16 protein-coding genes are annotated in these 25,146 nt (G+C 54.2%); 8 read left to right on the top strand and 8 right to left on the bottom strand.

Features of this window, described 5'->3' with window-relative positions:
* Nucleotides 1-3: 3 nt before the first annotated feature.
* From WJU16_RS04260 to WJU16_RS04240, 5 genes are all read right to left on the bottom strand, one after another.
* Nucleotides 4-813, bottom strand: a complete 810-nt coding sequence (locus tag WJU16_RS04260) for a glutamine amidotransferase-related protein (protein WP_341837084.1) — start codon at nt 811-813, stop codon at nt 4-6.
* 10 nt (nt 814-823) lie between these two features.
* Nucleotides 824-1,927 (bottom strand): carboxylate-amine ligase, encoded by a 1,104-nt coding sequence (locus WJU16_RS04255; protein WP_341837083.1) that lies wholly within the window; start codon nt 1,925-1,927, stop codon nt 824-826.
* A 37-nt stretch (nt 1,928-1,964) separates the two neighbouring features.
* Complete coding sequence (locus WJU16_RS04250; protein WP_341837082.1) at nt 1,965-2,912, bottom strand: hypothetical protein; 948 nt, start codon at nt 2,910-2,912, stop codon at nt 1,965-1,967.
* A gap of 82 nt (nt 2,913-2,994) precedes the next feature.
* Nucleotides 2,995-3,624: an alpha/beta fold hydrolase gene (locus tag WJU16_RS04245; RefSeq protein WP_341837081.1), complete on the bottom strand. Its 630-nt coding sequence runs from the start codon at nt 3,622-3,624 to the stop codon at nt 2,995-2,997.
* Nucleotides 3,625-3,722: 98 nt separating this feature from the next.
* Complete coding sequence (locus tag WJU16_RS04240; protein WP_341837080.1) at nt 3,723-4,178, bottom strand: DUF695 domain-containing protein; 456 nt, start codon at nt 4,176-4,178, stop codon at nt 3,723-3,725.
* A gap of 375 nt (nt 4,179-4,553) precedes the next feature.
* Between WJU16_RS04240 and WJU16_RS04235 the strand changes: the two genes are divergently transcribed.
* Nucleotides 4,554-5,033: an alpha/beta hydrolase gene (locus WJU16_RS04235; RefSeq protein WP_404980280.1), complete on the top strand. Its 480-nt coding sequence runs from the start codon at nt 4,554-4,556 to the stop codon at nt 5,031-5,033.
* Nucleotides 5,034-5,335: 302 nt separating this feature from the next.
* Here WJU16_RS04235 and WJU16_RS04230 read toward each other — a convergent pair whose 3' ends face one another.
* A complete protein-coding gene (locus tag WJU16_RS04230; RefSeq protein WP_341837078.1) occupies nt 5,336-8,554 on the bottom strand; it encodes a carboxypeptidase regulatory-like domain-containing protein in 3,219 nt (1,072 codons plus the stop codon).
* Between the two features lie 343 nt (nt 8,555-8,897).
* Here WJU16_RS04230 and WJU16_RS04225 point away from each other — a divergent pair, with 343 nt between their 5' ends.
* The gene (locus tag WJU16_RS04225; protein WP_341837077.1) at nt 8,898-10,100 is read left to right on the top strand and encodes a bifunctional 3,4-dihydroxy-2-butanone-4-phosphate synthase/GTP cyclohydrolase II; all 1,203 of its coding nucleotides are present in this window, start codon (nt 8,898-8,900) and stop codon (nt 10,098-10,100) included.
* Between the two features lie 372 nt (nt 10,101-10,472).
* Here the strand turns inward: WJU16_RS04225 and WJU16_RS04220 are convergent, their stop codons facing one another.
* Nucleotides 10,473-15,281 carry a translocation/assembly module TamB domain-containing protein gene (locus tag WJU16_RS04220; RefSeq protein WP_341837076.1) on the bottom strand — a complete coding sequence of 1,603 codons (4,809 nt, stop codon included), beginning with the start codon at nt 15,279-15,281 and terminating at the stop codon, nt 10,473-10,475.
* 110 nt (nt 15,282-15,391) lie between these two features.
* Here WJU16_RS04220 and WJU16_RS04215 point away from each other — a divergent pair, with 110 nt between their 5' ends.
* The 6 genes from WJU16_RS04215 (at nt 15,392) to WJU16_RS04190 (ending at nt 23,902) form a co-directional block, all read left to right on the top strand.
* Entirely contained in the window at nt 15,392-16,411 is a 1,020-nt protein-coding gene (locus tag WJU16_RS04215) for an isoaspartyl peptidase/L-asparaginase (protein WP_341837075.1), read from the top strand.
* A gap of 332 nt (nt 16,412-16,743) precedes the next feature.
* A complete protein-coding gene (locus WJU16_RS04210) occupies nt 16,744-19,896 on the top strand; it encodes a SusC/RagA family TonB-linked outer membrane protein (RefSeq protein WP_341837074.1) in 3,153 nt (1,050 codons plus the stop codon).
* 24 nt (nt 19,897-19,920) lie between these two features.
* Nucleotides 19,921-21,450 carry a RagB/SusD family nutrient uptake outer membrane protein gene (locus WJU16_RS04205; protein ID WP_341837073.1) on the top strand — a complete coding sequence of 510 codons (1,530 nt, stop codon included), beginning with the start codon at nt 19,921-19,923 and terminating at the stop codon, nt 21,448-21,450.
* A 10-nt stretch (nt 21,451-21,460) separates the two neighbouring features.
* The gene (locus tag WJU16_RS04200) at nt 21,461-22,111 is read left to right on the top strand and encodes a hypothetical protein (RefSeq protein ID WP_341837072.1); all 651 of its coding nucleotides are present in this window, start codon (nt 21,461-21,463) and stop codon (nt 22,109-22,111) included.
* 12 nt (nt 22,112-22,123) lie between these two features.
* Entirely contained in the window at nt 22,124-23,119 is a 996-nt protein-coding gene (locus WJU16_RS04195; protein ID WP_341837071.1) for a hypothetical protein, read from the top strand.
* Between the two features lie 81 nt (nt 23,120-23,200).
* Entirely contained in the window at nt 23,201-23,902 is a 702-nt protein-coding gene (locus tag WJU16_RS04190; protein ID WP_341837070.1) for a DUF92 domain-containing protein, read from the top strand.
* Here the strand turns inward: WJU16_RS04190 and WJU16_RS04185 are convergent.
* The gene (locus WJU16_RS04185; RefSeq protein ID WP_341837069.1) at nt 23,899-25,128 is read right to left on the bottom strand and encodes a hypothetical protein; all 1,230 of its coding nucleotides are present in this window, start codon (nt 25,126-25,128) and stop codon (nt 23,899-23,901) included. The two genes, WJU16_RS04190 and WJU16_RS04185, sit on opposite strands and share 4 nt — an antisense overlap.
* Nucleotides 25,129-25,146: the final 18 nt, after the last annotated feature.

The raw sequence follows: 25,146 nt of genomic DNA, 5'->3' as shown, positions 1-25,146 counted from the left end.
GTTTTAGGTATGCTGGTAATGCAGCGCCGCTTCCAGGAAATTGGGCAGCAGGGTATCGTGCGTGAGCAGGATCTTGTCCGGCTGTTGCAGCAGCTCCAGCATGTTTTCGTATTTCTCCGCCCCGTGATCGGCTACCACGCGATGGCGGCGGGTGGGCTGGCGGAGGTATTTGTGCATCCCTTCGGCGTCTGCTTCGGGATGGAATTGCGTTCCGATCATATAAGGATTGAACCGGATGGCCATGGTAGCCCGTTCCAGGGGTACGTGCGGCCTTTCTTTCTCGATCGCCAATACCTCGGCGCCCATGGCCCGGAGGTTTTCCTCGTGCGGTTGAATTACTTGCCAGTGGCGGCTGTCAACGATGTAAAACGGATCGTGCAAGCCAGCGAACACGGCTTCTTTCTCGCCGGCGGCAGTCAGGTGGACGGGAAACACGCCGAAAGCGGAGCTTTTCCGCCTGCATACTTCTCCCAGTTCAAAAAAACGGCATACGATCTGGAACGAATGGCAGATGAGGAAGATGTGCTTTTTACGGCTTCCTTCCCGCAGGTTCCAGTCCAGTACCGATTGCAACCAGCCGAAATAAGCGTTTTCCCAGTTACTGCCGGCACTGTCGACGGGGGAACCCGGCCCGCCCGTGCTGATATACACGTCGTACCCCAAATCCGGCACCTGGCTTTGGCCACGCACGTCGAATTCGTTGAGTTGCAGCGAGATCTGCCGTGATTCGGCGAATTGCAGGAGCAATTCACGGATACAGCGCATTCCTTCGTTAGGTACACCTTCGTACAGGTCAAGTACTGCTACTTTCATTACTGCAAAATTACGCCAGAAAGCGGGATTGTATGTAATCTACTACAGCAGTAAAATCATTTCCGGATGCTTCAAACACCTGAAGCTGTTTGTCCGCGCCGGTTCCGCCGGATAAAATTTCTTCTGTGCCCTGCACTACGATATCGCGGGTGCCGAGGTCGTCGACGACGTCGTCCACGAAATCGAGGAGCTCATGGATGAGTGCGCGGGTGTTGACTTCCATCTCTTTCCCGAAATCGATCAGGTTGCCGTCGATCCCGTAGCGGGAGGCGCGCCATTTGTTTTCGTTGATGAGGGCGCGGTTATAGAGGATGAAGTTGAGATTCTGGGCGCGGAGCTTGTATATTTTTACGCACACCGCCTGGAAAATCGCGGCCAGCGTGATGGTTTCGCGGACAGTGAGCGGCACGTCGCAGATGCGGAATTCGACGGTATTAAAGAAAGGGTGCACGCGGAGGTCCCACCAGACTTTCTTCGCGTTGTCGATACAATTGGTTTTAACGAGCAGCTTGATGTAGTTGTCATATTCCTCGATACTGGCGAAATAATCGGGGATGCCGGTGCGGGGGAATTTATCAAAAACCTTTGTACGGAAGGATTTGAAGCCGGTGTTGCGCCCTTCCCAGAACGGTGAGTTGGTGCTCAGGGCGAATACGTGGGGCAGGAAGTAACGGACGCTGTTGGCGATGTGGATGGCCATTTCGCGGTTTTCCATGCCTACGTGGACGTGCAGTCCGTAGATGAGGTTGGAGCGGGCGGCGTCCTGCATTTCATTGACCAGTTCGAAGTAGCGGGGATGATCGGTGATGAGCTGTTTTTCCCATTTCGAAAACGGATGGGTGCCCGAGGCGCCGATGCTGAAGCCGAGGTTCCCGGCGATTTCGTGGATGGTTTTGCGCAGCAGCGAAACGTCGGCCCAGGCTTCTTCGATATTGGCGCAGATCTGTGTGCCCACTTCCACGACGGCCTGGTGCATTTCGGCCTTCACTTTGTCTTTGATCACCTTTTGGGCTTGTTCCACGATTTTTTGTTCATGGGAGCGGAGTTCCCGGGTTTCGGGGTCCATGACCATGTATTCTTCTTCGATACCTAACGTAAAAGCGGCAAAGTTCATGTGTGACAATTGGTTAACCGGATGTGAAGTTCGTAAATTATTCCGGAATGCCGGCGGCGCGGCGGACGAACGTGCCCCAATGAAGGTTATCGACCCCGGGGCGCGCTTCCAGCGCACGATCCAGCGCATATCGCGCCGATTTTTCGACGTACCACCTGAAATTCTCCTGGCCAACCGATTGCGGGTCCGCGTCCGGTGCGGGATTGCAGAAGTCGATGGCATAAGGCACGCCGTTTTTTACGGCAAATTCCACGGTGTTGAAATCATATCCCAGCGCGCGGTTCAGGGCAATTGTGAATGCTTCCAGCTGTGCGTGCAGCACTTCTCCGGCGCTGAACCCCGCGTAATAGCGTTCCGCATGCGGCAGGCGGGGATCGTAGGGCATAATGCGTACATCGGCGGCGCCGATGCAATAGCAGCGGTAGTATTCCTCCCATTCCACCGCGGCCTGGAGCATCATGGTTTCGCGGCCGGTTTGCTGGTGTACGGCAAAAAACTGTTCGGCGTCGTTGATGTAATATACATCGCGCCAGCCGCCGCCGGCGTAAGGTTTGAGATACGCGGGAAACCCCACGAAGCGGAAGATCCCTTCCCAGTCCAGCGGGTACGCGAGGTTGCGGAACGATCGGGAACTGGTGTTGCCCGGCTGCTCAAATGCGGGCAACAGCGCGGTGTTGGGCACCGGAACGCCGATCCGCAGCGCCAGCGCATTGTTAAAATACTTTTCGTCGGCCGACCACCAGAAGGGATTGTTCAGCACTGCGGTACCCCGGAGCGCGGCGTCTTTCAGCCAGGCGCGGTAAAAAGGAACATCGTGCGAAATGCGGTCCACCACCACGGCGTACTCCGCCGTGCCGCCCTGCAGGGCTTTGTCGATCAGCACGGATTCCGCCAGCACGTTGGGCCCGCAGATGCGGTTGACCTGGTCCGTGAACGCCTGCGGGAATGTGTTTTCCTGGCCGTACAGGATGCCGATTTTCATCATCCGTCAATGTTTTAACAGGGAGAGATAATGCGGGAGCATCTGTTTCCAGGACGGCCAGTCGTGCTGCGCGTTGGGCCGCACATCAAGCCAGTGCTGGATTTTTTTGTTGCAGGATGCCTGAAAACTGCTCGTTCTGGCTCCTGGAAATATCGTTTTCCGCCGCGCCCAGCACGATCCCCATGTTCCAGAGGTCGGGGTGCCGGTTGTCGGGCACGAAATCCATCGGATTGTGGTAATACACGTTATCATCGTAATGCCCTTCCACCCGCGAACGGATATCAAACAATCCGCTCAGCGAAAAAAGGTAAGCCACCGATTCGGGATGGCGGAACGCGAAATTGGCGGCGTGATATCCCCCGAAACTGCATCCGCCCACAGCGATGCGATCGTGCCCCGTTTCTTTACGGATACGGGGCAGCAATTCCTGCATGAGGAGGGCGTCGTATTGCGCGTGGTTGCGGGCCCTTTCGGCGGGGTGGATGTGGGTGTTGAACCAGCTCAGCGAATCGATGCTGTCCGGACAATAAATGCGGACCCTGCCGTTTTGCACGAACCAGGCCACTGCGTCGATGAGGCCGCGGTCCTTGTTTTCGTAGTAACGCCCCATGGAGGTGGGGAAGAGGACCAGCGGATAACCGGCATGGCCGAAAACAAGCATTTCAAATTCGCGGCCCAGCGTAGGGGATTGCCATTTGTGATAGTTTTCTGTCAATGCTTCGGGTTTTACGGATAAACGTTTTTCAGGTAAAGGAATGGTACATGCGGGCATATGCCGTTTGGTTTTTCACAGTTTCAGGTATCAGGATGGTCTTACTTGCCGGTGGCTTCCAGCAGCCCGAGGTAAGCCTTCCAGCCGGGATCGGGGCGGATGGTCACGGTGTGCGGATAGGCGCCGTAATTGTCTTTATAAAAAATCTGCATGACCGTGCGCAAATCCAGCGTATCGGTCACGTAATAAAAATCGGTACGCTTGCAGCCGAGGGTCGTGTATCCCGCTTCCACATTTTCCGTTACCAGCTGCATTTGCCGCGAAGCGGATTCGGAAATGGAAGCATGCGTTTCTTCCTGCTCCGCAGTGAGCCCCGAAGGCTTGCATCCCGGCAAGGTTAGTTCCGTTACTACCAGGAAAGGATAAGCGCCGTCGGGCGCCTGGCCTTTAAGCAGGGTGTTGGGAACGGATTTGTCGGTGCGGGTGACGGCCTGTTGCGCCCAAACCGCCTGCGATAATAGCAATGCCACAGGCAACAGGTATCGTTTTAATTGCATAATTCCTGATTTCAGGTATGTAAAATAACAAATCCGGGGCTGATTTCTGCGGCTAATTTGTTAAATTACAGAAGAACCCAACCCGCCTGCTATGCTCCCCAGAACAGAATCATTCGGACAGTATTCGCTCTTCCTCCAGCGGGAAGTGACTTTTGATTGCTATTTGCCGCCCACTTCGCGCGAAACGCCGCACCTGTTGCTCATCAACGACGGGCAGGAGCTGGAAGGAATGGGCTTCCCCGCCATGCTGGAACATCTGCAAAACACCACTCATCCGTCTTTGTGGGTGGCGGCCATCCATGCCGGCCCGCAACGGAGCCAGGAATATGGTACGGAAAAACATGTAGGGGCAAGGGGGAAGGATGTAAAGCTTCTTTGTACGCGCGTTTTGTGCTGCGTGAGTTGTTGCCCTTCCTGCGCAGCCGCTATCACCAGTCCTTTCCTGATATTACCTTCGCGGGATTCTCGCTGGGAGGGCTTTCCGCATTGGATATCGTTTGGAATCACCCCGACCAGTTCCACAAAGCCGGGGTGTTCTCCGGTTCGCTCTGGTGGCGCTCATCGCCCGACGGCGGCCCGCGCATCATGCACCGGCAGGTGGAGGAAGGCGCCTTCCGTCCGCAACTGAAATTCTTCTTTGAAGCCGGCACTGATGACGAACTGGCCGACCGTAACGCGAACGGCATCATCGACGCTGTCGACGATACGGAAGACCTCGTCCGCATTCTTGAGCAGAAGGGCTATGAAAAAGGCCGCCAGATCCGGTATGAGCTGGTGCCGGGAGGGCGTCACAATTATGAAACCTGGGCGGGCGTGATGCCCAATTTCCTCGAATGGGTCGTGAAAACAAGCTGACCCGCCTTTCCCGTCACCCATAAAATACAGAAAGCCGCCCACCTGCGTGAAACGGCTCTCTTGTCAGCCATTGTCCTCTGTAATTCGATCGAAACGGTCGTCCCGGAACTGTCGTTCCCTTATCCATCGACCGGGTAGGTTTGTTCTGCACCTGTTGGATAGTGCCGGGATAACTGTTCTGCTTATATTTACGTTAACGGATATGGTCCAGGATGTAATTTTTGTGTTAATGAAGGGAAGTTCTTCATTAAAAAAGCCGCCACGGAAGTACCGGGCGGCTTTTATCGTTTTACAGGTGAGGTTTAATTGTTGAAAATGTACCGGACGCCCAGCTGCATCTGCCAGCGCGATGCGATGCCAGTGTTGGTGCGGAAAGGGCCGGAGAGTTTGTCGAACGAATATTGAGGTCGCCCGCCCGGACCGCCCAAATTCCGGAAGGTGAGGAAACTGTTAGTGTTAGCAGTCTTGGTTACGCCCCATTTGCTGTTCAAAAGGTTCCCGACATTGATAATGTCCCAGGTGAGTTGAAGCTTGCTCTTCGATTTGGGCGCAATTTTACTGAAATCAATATCCTGTACGAGACGGAAGTCGAAACGATTGTACCAGGGGAATTCGAGCCCGTTTCTTTCGGCATATTGCCCGCGTCGTTTGTTCAGGTATGGGTTGTTTTTTATATAAGTGTCGAGGTCATTCCATATCTGAGCAGGTGTGCGCGTGTCTGGCGGCTGGTTAAAGCCAGCCTGACTTTGGATAAGTAAGATTTCGCTGGCATCGCGTGGGATGTACACTAAATCATTGAACGTACTATTGTCATTGTTGATATTCTGTCCACCGTAAACATAGCTGATGCGGGAGTTATCGAAGCCGTCGTTGTAGGCCTGGCCTTCGTAAATGAGGCTGAGCGTGGTGCCGAGGATTTTCGCATATTGGATGTGGTACGACAACGTTCCGATCACGCGGTTACGAACCAGGAAGTTGGTACGCGCCAGCACCGGGATGTTCGGATCGCCAACGATTTGGTTGCCGTTGAAGGCGCTCGCTGCCTGGGAACCGGGACTTGAGGTCACATCCTTCGCATCTGTATATGTGTAAGCCACCATGCCGCTCAGTCCGAAATCAAAGGATTTCTGCAACTGGGCTGTCAGTGCATAGGAATAACCTTTAGAAGTATTATCTAGTACGATGGCGTTGTTAATACTGGGGTTGATACGTTTGGCATCGGGGAACCTGGGGCGGTTATCAGGGCCGGGTAGCGTTGTGGTGGGTTTTGCCAGGTTCGCATCTCTGTGGAACACAGCGTTGATGTCTTTTGTATAAATACCTTCGAGTGTGAGGATAAAGTCTTCCGGCAGCCGTATGTCTGCGGCAAGATTGGAGCGCCATACCTGCGGATATTTAAAGTTCTCGTCCATCACGTTAATGGCATAACTGGGAGCGGCAGAGGGATTGGCCGGGATATATGCGTTCGGGTCATCGGTGAAGGGCCGGTTGGTGGGATTACTGGAGAACTCCGAACCGAAAAGCAATCCATTCTGTCCTGCCTGGTTTACCGCCCATACGTAGGGAATGCGGCCAGTGAAGATGCCCGTACCTCCACGAAGCTGGTATTTGTTGTTATCCGCAATATCCCAGTTGAAGCCGAGGCGCGGCGACCATAGGAATTGCGCTTTAGGCAACTTGCCAACATCCAGTTTTTCGCCGTCGCGGAAAGTCATTTCATTGACTTTCGGGTTGGAAGCCAGGCTATTGGGATACCAGGGCACATCCACGCGGATGCCGTAAGTCAGTCGGAAGTTATTCATGATCTGGTATTCATCCTGTACATAAGCTGCGATGGCGGCCGTATTCAGTTTGGCGATGGGGGCCGGATCACCGGGGATGGCGGAATATGTGCGCTGGTAAAAAGTCGGGTTTACTGTGGGATCGTCGACCGCGTCGAAGAAGTCGGCCACGGAACCGTAACGGTATTGCCCATAAACAAACTGCGCGAAGCCATTGCTAAACTTGTAATATTCGCCGCTCACGCCGAACAGAAGCGTGTGTTTGCCAGCATACCAGTTGAAGTTGTTGGTAATCTGCCAGAGGTCCTGCCCCGAATTGTTCAGGCCGGAGAATGGTTCCGAGCCGAAAGAAATATAGTTCCTGCCACCGCTTTCCAGGTCTACCACAGGGAATGCTTTCCCGGGCACTTCGCGGTGATCGCGGAAACGGGAATAAGTGGCCGTCAGGTTATTGGCGAAACGGTTGCTGATGTTATTATTCCATTCCAGCACGAAAGAGTTGAGCTTGTTGAACTGGCGGTATTTCATGTTCTCGAAATACAAGGATGTGCTGCTCTGGCCGCGACCGCTGTTGGAGTTGGAGGAGCTGGGGCCGATATCACGGTAAGCGTTGAGCCAGCTATAACGGAATGTGAGCTTGTTCTTTTCGTTAACGTTCCAGTCGAAACGCGCTGTGATTTTATCGTTGTGCGTTGGCAGGGAGAAATCTTCGTACCTGCCCGGATCGTAACCATATTTGCTGATGAGCAGATTGCGGACGGAATCGAGGGCAGATGCGTTCACGAAGGCCACGCCGGGCGGGACGTCGTTCACGGATTTGGCGTTCGGGTCGCGGTTGGCGCGGAAGTTACTGGCCGGAGATTCCTGGCGCTCGAGCTCACCGCTGATGAAGAAGAACAGCTTGTTTTTGATGATGGGACCGCCCACGCGGAAGCCATACTGGTTCTGCTTGAAGTCGTCTTTCAGCACGGTTTCGCCGTCGACTTTATTGCCGGTCAGGCCTTTGGAGCGGATAAAAGTGTATACCGAACCGCTGAATTCGTTGGTGCCGCCGCGGGTTACGGCGTTGATGCCGGCGCCAGTGAAGCCGCTGAGTTTCACGTCGTAAGGGGCGAGGTTCACCTGCAGCTGTTCGATCGCGTCGAGGCTGATGGGCTGGGCATTGGTTTGTCCGCCCGGGAGCTCGGTGATCCCGAATGCATTGTTAAAGGTGGAGCCGTCGACGGTAAAGCTGTTATACAACCCGTTACGCCCGGCGAAATTGAGTTTTTTGCCGGATTGGGGTGTGAGTTTGGTGAAGTCGGATACGCCGCGGCTGAGGGTGGGGAGGTTGTTCAGCTGTTCGCGGCCGATGGTGGTGGAGGCACCGGTGCGGCCGGCGTTGAAGGTTTTGTCCTGCCGGCCGGAGATCACCACTTCCTGCAGGCCGGTGGCGGCAGTTTGTAGTGCCACGTCCAACCGGTAAGTCTGACCGAGGGGGATGGCGACGTTCTCAATTTTTTCTTCTTTGTAGCTGACGTAGGTGACGGTGATGGTGTAGGGGCCTCCTACGCGCATGTTGGGGATGTTGAAACGGCCGTTTTCCATGGTGGTGGTGCCGTACACTGTGCCGGTGGGCACATGGACGGCTTTAACGGTGGCGCCGATAAGGATTTCTTTGGTGGAAGCGTCGGTGATGGAGCCGGTGATGCCGCCGGTGGTGACCTGTGCCAATGAGGTGGTCGCTCCCAGTACAAGCATGATACAAGTAATGAGTAACTTTTTAATTCCCATAACAACCAATTTGATGATGGTGCAAAGATGACGAAATATGCTGTGTAAATTTTAACGCTACTTTAACAAATTGTTACATGTTGAATATTCGGATAGTATCGGACGGATAGATTTTGATTTCCTATGTTAATAACTGAAAAAGCCCATGGTTTGTTTAATTGTCTGGTCGGGAGATTTTCATTTTTTCGAATTGGTAAAATAATAATATGTGTGTATCCGGCGGAGGGGCTTCCGGGAGTAGGGAGGGGCGCCAAACGTCGATTTTATATCCTAACTTTGCGTCTTCAATTCATAATAGACTGAACCATTTATGCTGGATACTATCGAATCCGCGATTGAGGATATAAAAAAGGGGAAACTGGTCATTGTAGTGGATGATGAGGATCGTGAAAACGAGGGAGACTTCATTACCGCAGCGCGCAATGTAACGCCGGAGATCATCAATTTCATGAGCATGTATGGCCGTGGGTTGATTTGTGCTCCCCTGGTGGAAGAGCGTTGCGAGGAGCTGGGGCTTGAGCTGATGGTGCGCGACAATACTGCGCTGCACCAGACGCCGTTTACCGTATCGGTGGACCTCCTGGGCCACGGATGCACCACGGGCATTTCCGCTTCTGACCGCGCCAAAACCGTGCAGGCGCTCATCGATCCCAACACCCGTCCCGAAGAATTGGGCAAACCCGGGCATATCTTTCCGCTGCGTGCCAAGAAAGGCGGGGTGCTCCGCCGCACGGGGCATACCGAGGCCACCATCGACCTGGCGCGCCTGGCCGGTTTTGAACCCGCGGGCGTATTGGTGGAGATCATGAACGAAGACGGTTCCATGGCCCGCCTCCCCGAACTCCGCGATATCGCTAAAAAATTCGATCTCAAACTTATTTCCATCAAGGATCTGATTGAATACCGCCTCCGCACGGAATCCCTTATCGAGGAAGAAGTACGGGTGCAGATGCCCACCAAATACGGCAATTTCGAACTGGTAGCCTTCAAACAGCTCAATTCCGGGGACATGCACATGGCCCTGAAAAAAGGCGACTGGAACCAGGGCGATCCCGTGATGGTACGTGTCCACTCCAGCTGCTTCACCGGCGATATCCTGCATTCCCTCCGCTGCGACTGTGGCGAACAACTGCAAGCCGCCATGCAAATGGTAGAAAAAGAAGGCAAAGGCCTCATCCTGTACATGAACCAGGAAGGCCGGGGCATCGGGCTCATGAACAAACTCAAAGCCTACAAGCTCCAGGAGGAAGGGAAAGATACCGTGGAAGCCAACCTGGAACTGGGCTTCGGAATGGACGAGCGTGACTATGGCGTTGGCGCACAAATCCTCCGGCACATGAACGTGACCAAAATGCGCCTCATCACCAACAATCCCCGTAAAAGAGCCGGCCTCAAAGGCTACGGCCTCGAAATCGTGGAAAACGTACCCATCGAAATCCATCCCAACCCCCACAACGAGTTCTACCTCAAAACCAAACGCGATAAACTCGGCCACGAAATCCTGAAAGGATAACCGTCACCCGTTTTTAATATCATAAGGCTTTAAGCCAGCGAACCCTGCGCCCACGGCGCGGGGTTCGCTGGCCTAGTCAAATTGCCTCAGGATTGTTTTGGTAACCTAGGCATCTGGCCTCTCATTTTTTACAGCGTCCCTCCTGAATCGGATTAACCGGTTAACCAACCGGGGAGAGGTTAAGCCCATATAGAAATAAGTTACCACCAACCCTTTTGCTCGTGCGGCAGCGACCGCAGATCGTGGCTTTGGTCTTTGGGTGTTACATCAATTGTGGGTTGCATAATTTTCCATTTTATCGAAAATCTATGCAAAAAATCAACACGGAAATTTATTCAGCTAGTCCATTTTTCTAAATGGTATATATACCAACTAGCGCTTGATGAGGGTGTCTTTTTCTTCGGAATGATCGTCGTGGCGAAGGCTGTCTTCCTGCAAACGTTTTTGCATCGCAATGCGGGCCAGGCTGTCCTGCATCCGGCGGATGCGCTTGTCGGCAAACAACTCGCCGAAACGGTTGTAATCCCGCACATAGGCCATGCCAATGCCGCTCCTGAGGCGGTTGTCGAGCAGCCAGGCGTCATAATCCATCTTGCTGAACGCATTCAGGCGGACGCGCCCGTCGGACGTGAGAAGATACTCGATGCGGAAGTCGCCCGCGAAATTTTGGGTGGAAGAGCCCGCCGAAACCCTTCCCCAGTCGTAGTTGCCGCCCACGTATAAACGAATGCGGTTGTTGAGGAAGTTTTTCGTAATGCCTGTGCTCACCAGGTTACGGTCATAAGAACTGCTGGCGCTGCTATTAATGTTGTACGCTGTATAATTCACGTTGAAACCGATCCCTGCGTTTTTCAGGAAGGTGTTGGAGAAGTTATTCAGGATGGCGGATGCCTGCGCACTCAGCGCCTGGCCCACACTGTTCTTGCCAGTGATCGCCACGTTGGCGCTGCCATCCGGTGGCTGGAACTGCCCCGTGGCCAGCAGGTACGAAATCTGGTACAGCGCCTGGTTCTGGTTGGAGTTGATTTCCTTCAACCGCGAACCAATCCCGCTTTCATACGCCAGCGAACCCACGTCCGGCAGCTTAATTTCATATGTGATGTTCGGCTGGGTAAGGGATTGCCGCAAATACAACAGGATGTCCACCCGCTCCGAACGGTTCAGCTTGTCATCCACCATTGTTGATCCGCCACCCATCGACGCCGCCGTACTCAGGTTGTACAAACTCACCTTCGGCAGGGTATATTTCGCTGTAATATTCACCAGCGCCTCACCAGGATCACCATTCCAGGTGATCGTACTGTTTTTGTCGATATCAAACTTCCAGCTGGCCAGCCGCTGGAAACTGAAATTGTAGGTCCCGGTGTTAATCGTATAATTTCCATACATCGTGAAATCCCCTTCCAGGTTCACATTGATCGCCAGATTACCCGTGCCGTTGGCCGAAATCACGTCATTGGTGGAAGCATTCAGGATCACGTCGATCTGCGCATCGGGGTTCGCCGCGATGTCCATCTTCACGTTCAGCTTGATGTCACTCTTCTTTTTCGGTTCTTCCACTACTTTCCCGTATTGCTTGAAGCGGATATAGTCGTGCTTGCCAATGTCTTTACTGTCGCTCAGCGGCAGGAAGAAGTGCGTTCCCTTCAGCGGCCGCGCCAATACGCGCAGCTCAAGGTTGTCGAGCGGACCAGTAAAATACACCCTTCCCTGCGACAACACTGTTCCATAATAAAGATCATTATCCGTCGGGCCCGTATCCAGGAATAGGAACTTATCCGACTGCACGTCGAACTCGAAAACCATATCGTAAAAGTTCTGGTGCTGGATAAAACCATTCACAACGGCCTGGTTGTTGAACTTGTCGATCAGCGTGAACGGCTTCATCTCGATGAGGTTGTCGTCCATATGATGCACATGCAACAGCGGAATTTTGTAGCGCGTGCCCAGGTAATTCACTTTCATCCCGATATTCTGCACTTTCACTGAACCGCGGAAAGAAGGCTTGTCAGTAGTACCGGTAACCTCCAAATGTCCCGTGGCCGTGCCCGTCAGCTCACTCACGTAATCGCCCAGGTATTTGTTCAGCAAGCTGATGGATGTATTGTCGAGATCCGTGGAGGCATTCACGACGCGATTGCTGTCGCTCAGGCCTACAGCGCCTTTGGCCGTAAAGCTTGCCAGCGAATTGTCGGCCTTTACGTCGAAGTTCAGTTGCCCCGTGGAATTGTCGTAGTTGCCTTTCCAGTTCACCAGCCCGATGGAATCATTGTCGATCCGCAGTTGGCTCGTCCGGATATCCGCATCCACTTCGAGGCGCCCGAAGGGGTCATGTACGTCGATGTCGCCGTTGGCCAGCCCTTCGATGAGGGTATTGGTCAAACCGTGGGGAATAATGTCGGCCAGGTTCAGGTCTTTCAGATTGATCATAAACCGCGACTCATCGGGGTTGTACTCATTCGTACTGATGGTGAGGGCCTGGTCGTTCCGCGTAATTTTAAGGTTTTGCACGGTCAGGAAGTGGGTGCTCCAATACACTTCGTTGCCGGCCATCATGTTCCAGGGTTTGCCGTTGACGGTAAACGTACTGTTCAGAAAATTGACTTTCACACCGTCGCCCACCGTCACCAGCCGCGCGTAAAACCCGTTCAGCGCGGTGGTATCGTCGGCCTGCAGGTCGAGTTTGATAAGTGAGGTATCTTTCCCGGAACTGGCCAGGATGAGCGGATTGCTGAACATGACGCTGTCCTGGAACAATACTTCGCCCAGGTGGGTGCTCACGTTGATCCGGCTGAAATCGCCGGTGGATTTCAGTACCAGGTTCTTCACTCCGAAATCCTGGTACGCGGCATACGGCACGGTTGCGTTCATCGATACGTTCCCGGAAAGGGTGTTGAGCGCTCCTTCGATCCGCGTACCGTTAAACCCGTGAATGTCATTGGTAAATGCACTGATAAGTTTGTCGACCTGCCCGAACTCCACGGCAAAGGTGAAATCCTGCCCGGCATTGACCATTGGCGGGGATTTGAAAAAGCTCGGGTAGTATTTATTCAGGAACAGTTTGAATGCGTTGGGTAATTCCATGAAACTATAGCTTCCCTGAACAAACCCGTTCACTTCATTTCCCTGTACCCGCAAAGTTTTCAGTCCATTTTCGGTGCCGGTGTAAACGGAAAGGCTGTCGAATTCCACGCGGCTCCGGTTTTTGAAGAGTGAAAGGTCGTACAGGCGGGCGGTTCCGTCGAAGTTGTCAATGTTGCTGCCGGCGAAATTCAGGTCGGCTTTGGCTTGCAGGGTGATAGAATCTTCCGTGAGATGGAGCGCTTTCAGGTCGCTGTTGCGTATTTCGGAATAGAAATTGAAGATGGGCAGCCGGCTGTTGAAATCGATCGTTCCCGTGAAATCCATGTCCAGGTTGGGATCATTGACAGTAAGGGCGCCATTGAAGAACTTGCGGTTCATCTCGCCTTCCGTTTTCAGGTTCTGGTATTGATAACCATACAGCCCGATCTGCTGAATATCCGCATCTACGGCGGCTTTCAGGTTGGTGAAGTTGAAACCTTCGCCTTTCACCTTGGCTTTCATGGTCACGCGGTCCACGATGTCGTTCCCCAGCAGGTTGCCGGCCTGGAAGTCGTTGGTGGTGATGCTTCCCGAATATACGGGCACATCCTTGCTGGTCTTGAAATTGATGTCGGAATCGAGGTTGCCGAGATTGGTCTGGAAATTACCATATGCCACGAAGTCGTTCACAAACCCGGTAAAGCTCCCCTGGAAAGCGAGCCGGGTGATCAGCTCGGTATGCACCGCCGTAAGGTCTTTGAGCATGGGGAAGAACTGGCGGACGTCGGCTCCGCTGGTAATCAGTTCCCGCGCGTTGAAATCGATAAAGGTTTCGTTGATGTAGGGCAGCCCCCGCATGCTGAAGTTCCCCCGCAGCCGGGTCGATTTCCCACCCGAAAGCTGCATGCTGTCGGCCGAAAGATTGCTCACCGGTCCTTCCACCGATCCGTTCACTAGAATCTCCGTGTCCCAGCTCGAAAGCGGCGGCGCGAAAAAAGCAATGTCGTCGGAAGCCAGGCGCGTGCCTTTGAAGTTGGCTTTCATGGTCACGAGGTCCACATAGTCGTTGAGATCCGCCATGTCCTCGTACTGCATTGTATAATAATCCTTAATATGACTGTTGTTGGTCACCAGGTCGAGGTCGTTGAATTCCATTTCCACGGGCGACATCTTGAACCTGCTTTTGAGCGATTTCACCTCAAACCCGCTCCGCTCACGGGTGCGCAGCGTGAGGTCGGAGAAGATGCTGTCGTTTTGCAGCCGGCTGTTGGTCAGCGCCAGGTTGATGGCTTCGAACCGGATGCCCGAGGGATCGAATTGCCCGGGCGTGGAGGGAACGGAGTCGCTGAGGTTGTTGACGCCGAAGGTGCCGTCTTTGATCTGCAGGGTTTTGACGATCAGTTTCCAGTTATCGGCGTTCCAGCGCAGAGGGATTACGGCGAGAGAGTCCAGCACCGGTTTGGGCGCGGCGGGAGCCGGGGCGCGGCGTTTGCGGAGCGGGCTGGCCGGGTAACTGGATATAATAAAGGAAGGTTGATCGAGGAGCAGCTCGTTGATCCGGATATTGCGGGTGAGGAGGTTGAGCTGTTCGGCGTCGAGGTAAATGCGGGTGGCGGAAGCGTTCATATCTTCGCCGACCCATTGGTCCACCAGATTGAAGCGGATGCGGCGGAGATCGACTTTCTTGAGATCGAGTGAGATGCCGGTTTTTTTGGATTTGGCGGCCGGTTGCACGGGGGCGCCGCCGAATTCGTCGATGATGAACTGGTAGTTCCACAGCGAATCGTTCCGGGGGCGGAGGAGATTTACCTGCGCGTCTTCGAGACCTACGAATTTGAGAACGGGTTTTTCCTGGAGGAAGAACCAGTCCGTGATGCGGACGTGGAGCGCCTCGGCATAGAGGAGCGTATCCCGGTGGCGGTCTTCCACCAAGGTACCTTCGAGGCGCATGCTGTTAAAGAGGCGGAAATTGACATGGCGGATTTCGACCCGGGTATTCAGTTGCTTCGACAGCCGCGCAGTTACTTCTTTTACGAGCAGGTTCTGAACGGCGGGAATATTGACGAGGATACTAACGAGGAGTAACAGGCCCAGCAGGCTCAGCAGGGCAATGGTCAATATTTTGCGAACTTTTTTCAGGGAACTCGTATTTATCCGGCAAAAATAGTCAATACCAAAATGTTTGCCAATTGATTCTGCTACATATAAATTTGAGTAAAACCCTTCAAATGCGTTTGATATTCACTTTTTGCCTCCTGGTGCTCAGTCGCTGGGCGGCCGGACAGGACCGCTACGTGCTCGTTATCCATGGCGGGGCGGGCACTATTCTGAAATCGCAGCTCACACCGGAAAGGGAAAGGGCTTACCGGGAGGCGTTGAAAGCCTCGCTCACCGCTGGTTACGATGTGCTGAAGAAAGGCGGGAGCAGCCTGGATGCTGTGGAGGCCGCGGTGCGTTCGATGGAGGATTGTCCCTTATTCAATGCCGGCAAGGGAGCGGTGTTTACCGCCGAAGGGAAAAACGAGCTGGATGCGGCGATCATGAATGGCCGAACGCTGGAAGCCGGTGCGGTAGCGGGCGTGACGGTGGTGAAGAACCCCGTTTCGGCTGCCCGCGCGGTGATGGAGAAGAGCAAGCATGTGATGATGGTGGGCAAAGGCGCGGAAACTTTCGCGCGGGAAGCAGGTCTGGAGATCGTGGACCCTGCATATTTTTATACGGATGACCGCTGGAAGGGGTTGCAGCGCGCGCGGCAATTGGATTCCACGCGGCAGCAACTGGACCACGCCGATACGGCGGCTTCGGCCAGGCTGGGGGTGGAGCTGCGCGATTATAAATTCGGGACGGTGGGCGCTGTGGCGCTCGACAAGCAGGGAAACCTGGCGGCGGCGACGTCTACCGGGGGCATGACGAACAAGCGGTACGGCCGCGTGGGCGATGCGCCGGTGATAGGGGCGGGCACTTATGCCGACAATGCTTCCTGCGCCGTTTCGTGTACGGGTTGGGGTGAGTACTTTATCCGGCTGGTGGTCGCCAAATCCGTTTGTGACCTGATGGAATATAAGGGAATGAGCGTCCGCGAGGCGGCGAACGAATTGATTATGAAGAAAGTACCTGCGCTGGGGGGCGACGGTGGCCTCATCGCCCTAGATCGGCAGGGCCGTATTGCCATGTCCTTTAACACCGCCGGCATGTACCGCGGTGCGGTCAAAGAAAATGGGGAGGTGGAGATCAGTATCTTCCGGTAGGAAAGTCATTGCATTGTCATGCATAGATGTTTGAGTTGATGCTATATTCTCATTATCTGATGGGATATTAAAATACGGGAAAATCGTTTTTTCACTTCATTTTGTATATGTTATGTAAAAGCTTGATAATCAAGCCAAGGTATAGATATTGATTGTTGTTCAAACAGCTAATCTAATCTTGATTGGAGAAATGTAACGAGATTATCACGAATAGTTGGGGGTATTTTTAACAAATATTTAAAACTTATACCTTTCCATTATACAGTTTGCAATGAGGTGTGCACATCCTTGCAACTTTTTCATCGTTACACGTTTTATCAATCAAGATTTGTATGACCAAGAAGCTACTCTTTTTGTTGGTCCTGCTATGGGCAACCTATGCCGTTGCCCTGGCCCAGGACCGAAAGGTGTCCGGTACAGTGAAGGATGCCAAAGGGGAGGCACTGCCAGGTGTCTCCATCAGGGAATCAGGTACCAACAACGGTACCGCCTCTGACGGCGAGGGGAAATTCACGCTGACCCTCAAAGGTGCCAACGCCTCACTCGAATTTACTTTCATGGGTTACGCTAAAACGGTCGTGAAAGCCGACCGCGATGTAATCCGCGTCACCATGCAGGCTGACGCACAGAGCCTGAAAGACGTTGTGGTGGTCGGGTACCAGACCATGACGCGCAAAACCTCCACCACCGCCATCTCCTCCGTGAAAGGCGACGTCGTGGAAAACCTTCCCGCGCCCAGCTTCGAAAACCTCCTGCAGGGGCGCGTCACCGGCGTGAATGTGCAGAACTTCACCGGCGAGCCCGGGGTCCGCAACACTTTCGTGATCCGCGGAAACTCCAGGGTCAACCTCAACCTCGACGAAGCCCGCGCCCTCAGCACTCCGCTCTACGTGATCGACGGCGTTCCCATGAACGTCGACGACATGATGGGTTTCGACGGTACGCAAACCAATGCCATCGCCGGCCTCAACCCGAACGACATCGAGGACATGCAGGTGCTTAAAGACGCCGCCGCCACCTCCATCTGGGGCTCCCGCGGCGCCAACGGCGTTATCGTCATCAAAACCCGCCGCGGCAAGGAAGGCAAACCGGAATTCCGCCTCAACTACTACCACGGCATCGTTTCCCGCCCTCGCCTCCTCGAAACCGTGACAGGCACCGAGGAAAGAAGGCAGAAACTCGCCATCCTCAAAGAATACGGCGGTTACGCCAACGAAGCGAAACTGCCCGTGGTACTGACAGACAGCCTCAACCCCTCGTTCAACAACGCCGTAGACTGGCAGGATATGTTCCTCCGCTCAGGTAACATGGGCAACGCGGATTTCGCGGTGAGCAACGGAACCGATAAAATGAACTATCGCATCTCCGCCAACTATTACAACGAAGACGGCGTGGTGCGTAACACGGGCTTCAAACGCTACGCGCTGCGCGGCAACATCAACTTCAAATTCTCCGAAAAAATCAGCGGCTACACCAACCTGAGCCTCAGCCGCATGGACCGTAAGCGCGGCCTCGGTAAAGACCGCTACGAGTCGCCCCTCCCGATCGACCTCCACGCTTTGCCCTCATCGCTGCTCTATATCACGCCGCAGAAAGCCAAAGCCTATACCGATCAGTACGATAAACTACGCGACGTGAATATCAACGACCAGATCGTTGCTTCCCTCGGGCTGACATACAACATCGTGAAAGGACTGGAATACCGCTTCATGGGCTCCGCCAGCGTGAACAACAACAAGCGCGAGTATTTCATGCCCTCCGACCTGGATGCTGACGGTGTGAACAGGGCCAGCTCCTTCAATGGCGGCTACAATACTTACTTCGTTGACAACGCGCTCAGCTACCGACAGACAATAGCCAACGACCACCACGTGTACGTTACAGCCGGGCAGAGCTTCCAGCGCGACATCGGGACCAAAATGGAAGGGATCGGTTACAACCTGCCCAGCGACGACATCAAGGTGATCGGGAACGTGGCGCAGCAGGACAAGCGTGTGTATTCCGATTACAGTGCATCCAGCCTGCTGTCGTGGATCGGGCAGGTGCAGTACGATTACAAGGAACGTTACCTGCTGTCGGGGAGCTACCGCGCGGATGCATCTTCGCGCTTTGGCCCGAACAGCAAATGGGGTAAGTTCTATTCCTTAGGCGCCGGTTGGGTGCTTTCAGAAGAGCCTTTCTTCCAACCCCTTACATCTGTCGTGAGTTATATGAAGTTCCGCGGCAGCTATGGTACTTCCGGTGAACAGTTTTATGAATTCTACGCGCCTTACAACCGGTTCACCATTCCGGGTTACTACAACGGCACCGCCGCTTACCTGCCGGATTATGAAAACGGATATGGCATCACGAAGAAAAACTTTACCTGGTCGAGCAGCCGCCAGTTCAACATCGGTTTTGAAACGTTCCTGTTCAAGAGCAACCGCATCAACCTGACGGTGGATTATTACGAGAAAACGGCCGGCCGCGATTTCAATACATTTGCGATGCCTTTCTGGGCCGGATATAACAAATTGACAGCGAACTATGACATCAACGTGCGCAACCGCGGTTTTGAAGTAGCCGTTATCACCAAAAACCTGCCGGACAACTCAAAGCTGAAATGGAGTACCAACCTGAACTTCTCCATCAACAAGAACCAGATTACCAAACTGCCCTATAACAACAAAACCTTCTATCAGTCCGACAACTACGGGATCGGCCGCGAATTCACCATCGGCAAGCCGATTTACGTGATGGCGCAGATGTTGTATGGCGGCGTGTACAATAATTATAACGAGATTCCTTTCAACCCGGTGAACGGGCAGATGATTACGTACTTCAAAACGTACAACAAGGTGATTCCGGGTTACCCGATCTGGCATGACCTGAATGGCGACTGGGATGTATGGTCTGATGAAGACCGCGGCGACCCGTACGGCGACCTGGCGGCCACCGGCAATCCGAATCCTTACCTGACCGGTGGTTTCGTGAACGATTTCCAGTATAAGAACTGGTACCTGTCCATCGCCACAACCTTCACCCTCGGCCGCGATATCATCAACATGCAGATGTCGAACGAGCTGGACAATACTTTCCGTGGCGGCGACCAAAGCTTTGCCGCGCGCCGTTTGCCGAACCTCGACCGGCTGAATTACTGGAAGCCTTCGCAGCTGGCGCAGAAAGGGGAGGATTACAAAGCCGATTATCCGGCCATGAGCCCTTACGGTTATTTCTATCAATTCCTGCCTTTCTCGACGATGTTTAACGAAAACGGCAATTATCTGAAAGTGAAGTTCATGACCCTCGGTTACAGTGTTCCCAACCAGGTGACGCGCAGGCTGAAAGTGTCCAACATCAGGATTTACGGAACGGTAGACAACCTGGTGATGTTCCAGGCCGCGGATGTGCCGGATGCGGAGCAGGTAAACGTGTTTGGGGTGTACAACGGTTCGGGTTACCCGATCCCCCGCAAGTTCACCATGGGCGTGGATGTTAAATTCTAATGGCAAACCTTGAAATGTAAAGCAATGAAAAGATTCAGTATATATGCATGTCTCCTCGCGATGCTGGCCGTGGTGCCCGGTTGCAGGAAGTACCTGTATGAAGCGCCCATCAATAACTCGTACGACGAGATTTTTTGGGTGAATGAGAAGGCGGCCGACCAGTCGGTGGCGGGCGCTTACCACCTGCTGCGCGAAGCGGTGCGCAACGAGAACGCTTTTTTTACCTTCAGCGAGCTCGCGGCGGATATTTATACCAACGGGGAGTGGAACTACGCTTCGCTGATCCGTGGTGGTAGTTTCCGGTTTGGATACGCCCCCTACCTCGAAGGTTCCCTCTGGGACTGGTCGCGCTACTACGACGTGATCGCCCAGGCGAACCTGGCGCTGGAGAAAATTCCTACCATCCCTGAAAGCGGCTGGGAGGATATTTCGCGCCGTGACAAACTGCGCGGGGAAGCGTTTTTCATCCGGGCATATACGTACTTCCAGGTGCTGCGCACCTGGGGTGAGCCGGTGATCCGCCTCAAACCCCTTCAGGAAAGCGAGCTCGACAATCCGCCCAGCATCGCCCGCAGCACGGATGCGGAGGCGATCAAAGTGATCCGCCAGGATATCGACAGCGCGCTCCAATACCTCGATGATATCCATCCAGAAGGCGTGGTGCGCGCGGGGAAATATGCCGCATATGCACTGAAGGCGCACGTAGCGGCCTGGGCGCACGATTACGCGACGGCGCTTACCGCAGCCGACGCGGTGATCGGATCCAACGAATTCCGGCTGGCGGAGAACGCCGCGGAACTGAAAAAGCTGTGGGATGGCGGTTCCTCCGAATCCATCTTCGAGCTGCCCATGCTCTTCAACCCGACCTTCGACGAATCTTCCGGGTTTTTCAATTCCATCCTGCAGGAGCCTATTACGAAAGGCTCAAACGGGGGGAACAAGCTCATCCTGGCCAGAGTCGTGAAAATGACACCAGAAGTGGATTTCTATAAAGACATGGCGCCGCTGTTCCCCGATACGACTTCCGACCTGCGGTTCCGCGATCTTATCTTCCGGGACTACGTGTTTAAAGTGAATCCCAACGACATCACGGATACCACCTGGACGCCCAACAAATTCATCCTCACCAAATACAGCAACGTCAGCTGGAGAGATCCTAAAAACGAAGTGGGCCTCTATGCCAACAATAACCTCGTATTATTCCGCCTGGCGGATATCGTACTGCTGAAAGCCGAAGCCCTGGCCAACCTCAACCGCGAGGCCGAAGCGCTTACCACGGCGTACACCGTGGCCGACCTTCGCAAAGGCCGTCACTACGATCCGGCGATCGATGCGTCTGTGAAGGATTACCTGCTGGACGAGCGGCACCGCGAGCTTCTCGGCGAAGGCGCGAGCTTCTTCGATCTCATCCGTACCGGACTGCTGACCGAAAGGATTTCGATCTACAAGGGCGAGCGCTGGGAACAGAAAGGCTACTATTGGCCCATCAACATGCGCGCCCTCAAGCCGAATAACGACAAACTCACCCAAAACTATTACTGGGCCACCCACTAAACCCATGCACATGAACAAAATCATCGGAATCATCATCATAGCTGCCGGCGTTTTCATGACGGCATGCAAGAAAGACGACTACATCGTTGGCGGTGGCACGCACAACGCCAAAGTGGACATGACCACACTGGATTACCTGCGCAAGAACCCCCTGTTCGACACGCTTTGCCTCCTGATCGACAAAGCGGGCATCCAGAATGTCGTGAACGAAAGCGATATCAGCTTTTTCGCGCCAACCGATTACCATATCCAGAAATTGCTCAACGACCGGCATAAAATCGTACAGGGCATGGACGCCCGCAAATCGTATACGATCGACACGCTGATCAAGTACCACCTCCAGGGTTTCCGGGATTCTATCCGCATCCATATCGTTAAAAGAAACCTCCCGTACAGCGCCCTCAAGGAAGAACGACAGTCTATCCCGACTACTTTCCCGGGCGTGGACGCCGAGGTTTCCTACCGCGAAGTGAAATCCGAGCAACTCGGGTATAATCCAGCAACGGGCATCTACCCCAGGATCGTGTATTACCGGATCGGTAACATGGAAACATACTGCCAGACTTCCGGCATCATCACCAACACGGGAATGCTCTTCGTGCTGCAGAACCCCACCGGGTATGAAAGCGGCAATCCTTCCCTGTATTTCGGAACCAATTAATGTGTGCCTAACATGAAATCATTCAAGACCCAATATATACTGGCCGGGCTTTTTGCAGCTTCGCTGATGAGTGCCTGCAAAAAAGACGAGATCGGTTACATGAGCGATAACCTATATTACGAACTGAATCCCGTAGTGATTCCCAAAGGATGGGAATACCGCGGCATCGGCGTGAATCCCGACGGCTCCACGCGGCCGTTGAACTTCAAACTGGTGCATGTGTACGACAAGGCTACCGGCAAGAACATGGACGAACTTTTCCTCAAACGTTACCCCATGGTCACCTGGAAAGCCGCCCTCAACTTCACGCTGGATTCCACCAAGGAAAAGATCCTGTCCAAAATGCAGATGGTGGACGCCTACCCGGTGAATATCGAGCCTACGAGCGGACAGATCTACACCAACTACACAACGGACAATCTCCCCGCCGGGCATTACGTGTTCGACCTGGAGATTTCCAATATCAAAAGAACGAAGCTGTACCCGAAATTCGGCGAGTTTATCCTGAAAGACACGGTTGCCTTCCAGGACCTGAAAGCCATGAACGGCGCTTATTCCAATCCGCTGATGAAACAGGGGCAGGAATCGGTGACCAAAGGCCAGGGCGCTGAATCTTACAGCATTGATATCAAGCGCGAAGTATCCGACGAATTCAACATTACGCTCTACTTCCTCGATAAGCATGGCAATCCGTTTAATCCCAAGCGGGGAGAAGTGCTGAAACGCCCCAATGGTAACACTTTCCTGCAGACGTTCGAGACGTATACCGTAAAACCGGATCTGTTCGACGACAAGCTGATGTATCCCGTGTTTCAGTCGCCGTTCCCCTTCATAAGCGCCGGCAACGGTTTTAACGTTTACTACCGGATCGCGGCGGATGCCTGCATCTACGATGATCCCACGTATAACGGGTACCATTCCAACCCGCGCTTCATCCAGCGTTTCTGGAAGCGAGGCAAATACACCGTTACGATCCAGCTGAAGAATGTGACGCGTAAACCTTTGTAGACATTTTTTTCCTGACAATCGATAACGATGAATCGAAGGCTGCCTCTTCCGGGGCGGCCTTTTTCTATTACCTTTGCCGCTATGCCGGAATTTATCCTCGTTATTGCCGCCCTTTGCGCCGGAGCGTTCGCAGCTTGCCGGCTGGGCAAACTCACCCGCGCGGGCGCCGTGGCCGCGGGGCTGACGGGCATCATCGTATTCTTCGGGAGCGGGTATTTTGGCCTGGCGGTGCTCTTTGCTTTTTTTGCGATGGGCGTGCTCGCCACGGCGCACGGTAAATTCCGCAAAGCGGCGCATGGCGGTGCGCAGCAACGGCGGAACGCCGGGCAGGTGTTCGCCAACGGCGGGATGGCGGCGTTGATATCGTTGCTGATGACGGTGGGAGAAGGGCCCGTTTTGCCTTACCCCATCATGCTGGCCGCGGCGCTGGCTTCCGCTTCGGCTGATACGGTTTCTTCAGAGCTCGGCACCCTTTACGGCCGGCGCTTCATGAATATCCTCACTTTCCGGCGCGAAGCCAACGGGCTCGACGGCGTCGTGAGTTTCGAAGGCACGCTTGCGGGTATCGCCGCATCGGCCGTCATCGCCAGTATATATTTCGCCTTTGGCGGAGGCGGTACGGGCTGGTTGATCATCACGGTCGCCGGCACTATCGGCAACCTGGCCGATTCTGTACTGGGCGCCACCCTGGAGCGGAAAGGCGTCATTGGCAATGATGCCGTCAACTTCATGAACACGGCTATTGCGGCGCTTGCCGCATGGGGCTTATGGGCCGCCGTTTAAGGTTTGTGCCAGATCTGATAAATGGTTTCTTCGAGATTGAGGCCTTCCGGACATTGGGGCGACCGGGTGTTACCGCGGTAGCGGGTCATGGGTTTGCGGCTTTGCGTGGTGATAACCCGGGAAACGGGCATTTGCAGGAATCCGTTGCCGTCATTCGCTTTCAGCCAGTCATATGCGTATCGCAGCCATTGCTGGCGGTATTTTTCGGGTTGAAGGCAGAACCAGGATATTTCGTCGTACCCCCAGATGTAATGCGAAGCCGTATCCGCAACCCCGGGCGTTCTGCTAATGCCGAAGTTGTCGAATTCCACCAGGTACGGAAGCGATGCGCAGGACCATCCAGACGGTGTTTGCCCGCCCTTGCTGCGCCGGTACAAGGCGTCGAGGTAGCCCACCTGCAGCATGCCTTCCATGGGTTTGTCCACCACCGGTTTGATCCGCAGGGGAAAGGAATTGAAATCCAGCAGGCTCTTGCCATTCGCCACCATTCCGCCGTCTGGCGTATGCGCATCCAGCAAAATCCAGCCCCTGCGCGATTGCGTTTTTGCAAATTGCCGCACTTTCTGCAGGAAGGCGGCCCAGGCCGCCCAGTCCCGGTCGGCCATCCCCATGAGGCTGACCTGCCCGATATGGATGGCTTCACAACCCAGCCGCATATACGTTCCGCACAGATATATCAGCCATAACTGCGATTCCGTGCGGGTTATATCGGGCACACTGCGGCCTTTCCCCCAATGGTTCAAGAATTTTCCATCTTTATTCAACATACCGGCATACCGGAAACGCCGCTTTTCCACCGGTAATCCCAGGGCTTCAAACGCCCATCCCGGAACGGGTATGCTATCCACCTTCTCCGAAACCGCTTCAAACACCGCAGCCTGAAAGATCACTTCCGGGTCATCGGCGTGCACCTTGCGCATGAGCCCCTTCGCCTTTTCCAGGAAATCCGGGTTGGCGAGGTCCGTTTCATGCCCCCAGCGATAAATCGCCCGGCCGATAAACTTGGCGCCGAGATGCCGGATAAGCCGCACGTCGTCGTCTTTGTAGGGATAAGGGCCGTCGTTGCCATAGGGATCCACTGCCAGGAATTCCGCCATGGTAACGGCGCGGGAAAGGAAATATTCGAGCGATTTCCGGGAGATGCCGGTGCTGTCCATAACGGGTTGCGCCACGGCGGGCAGCAGCGCCATCAGGCAAATGAGGGAAACGACGGCCTTTTGTATCATCGGAACAAGGTTTTGGGT

It is taken from the genome of Chitinophaga pollutisoli (assembly GCF_038396755.1).
Taxonomy (GTDB): Bacteria; Bacteroidota; Bacteroidia; order Chitinophagales; family Chitinophagaceae; genus Chitinophaga; species Chitinophaga pollutisoli.
This window is presented reverse-complemented; position numbering and strand designations above follow the sequence as displayed.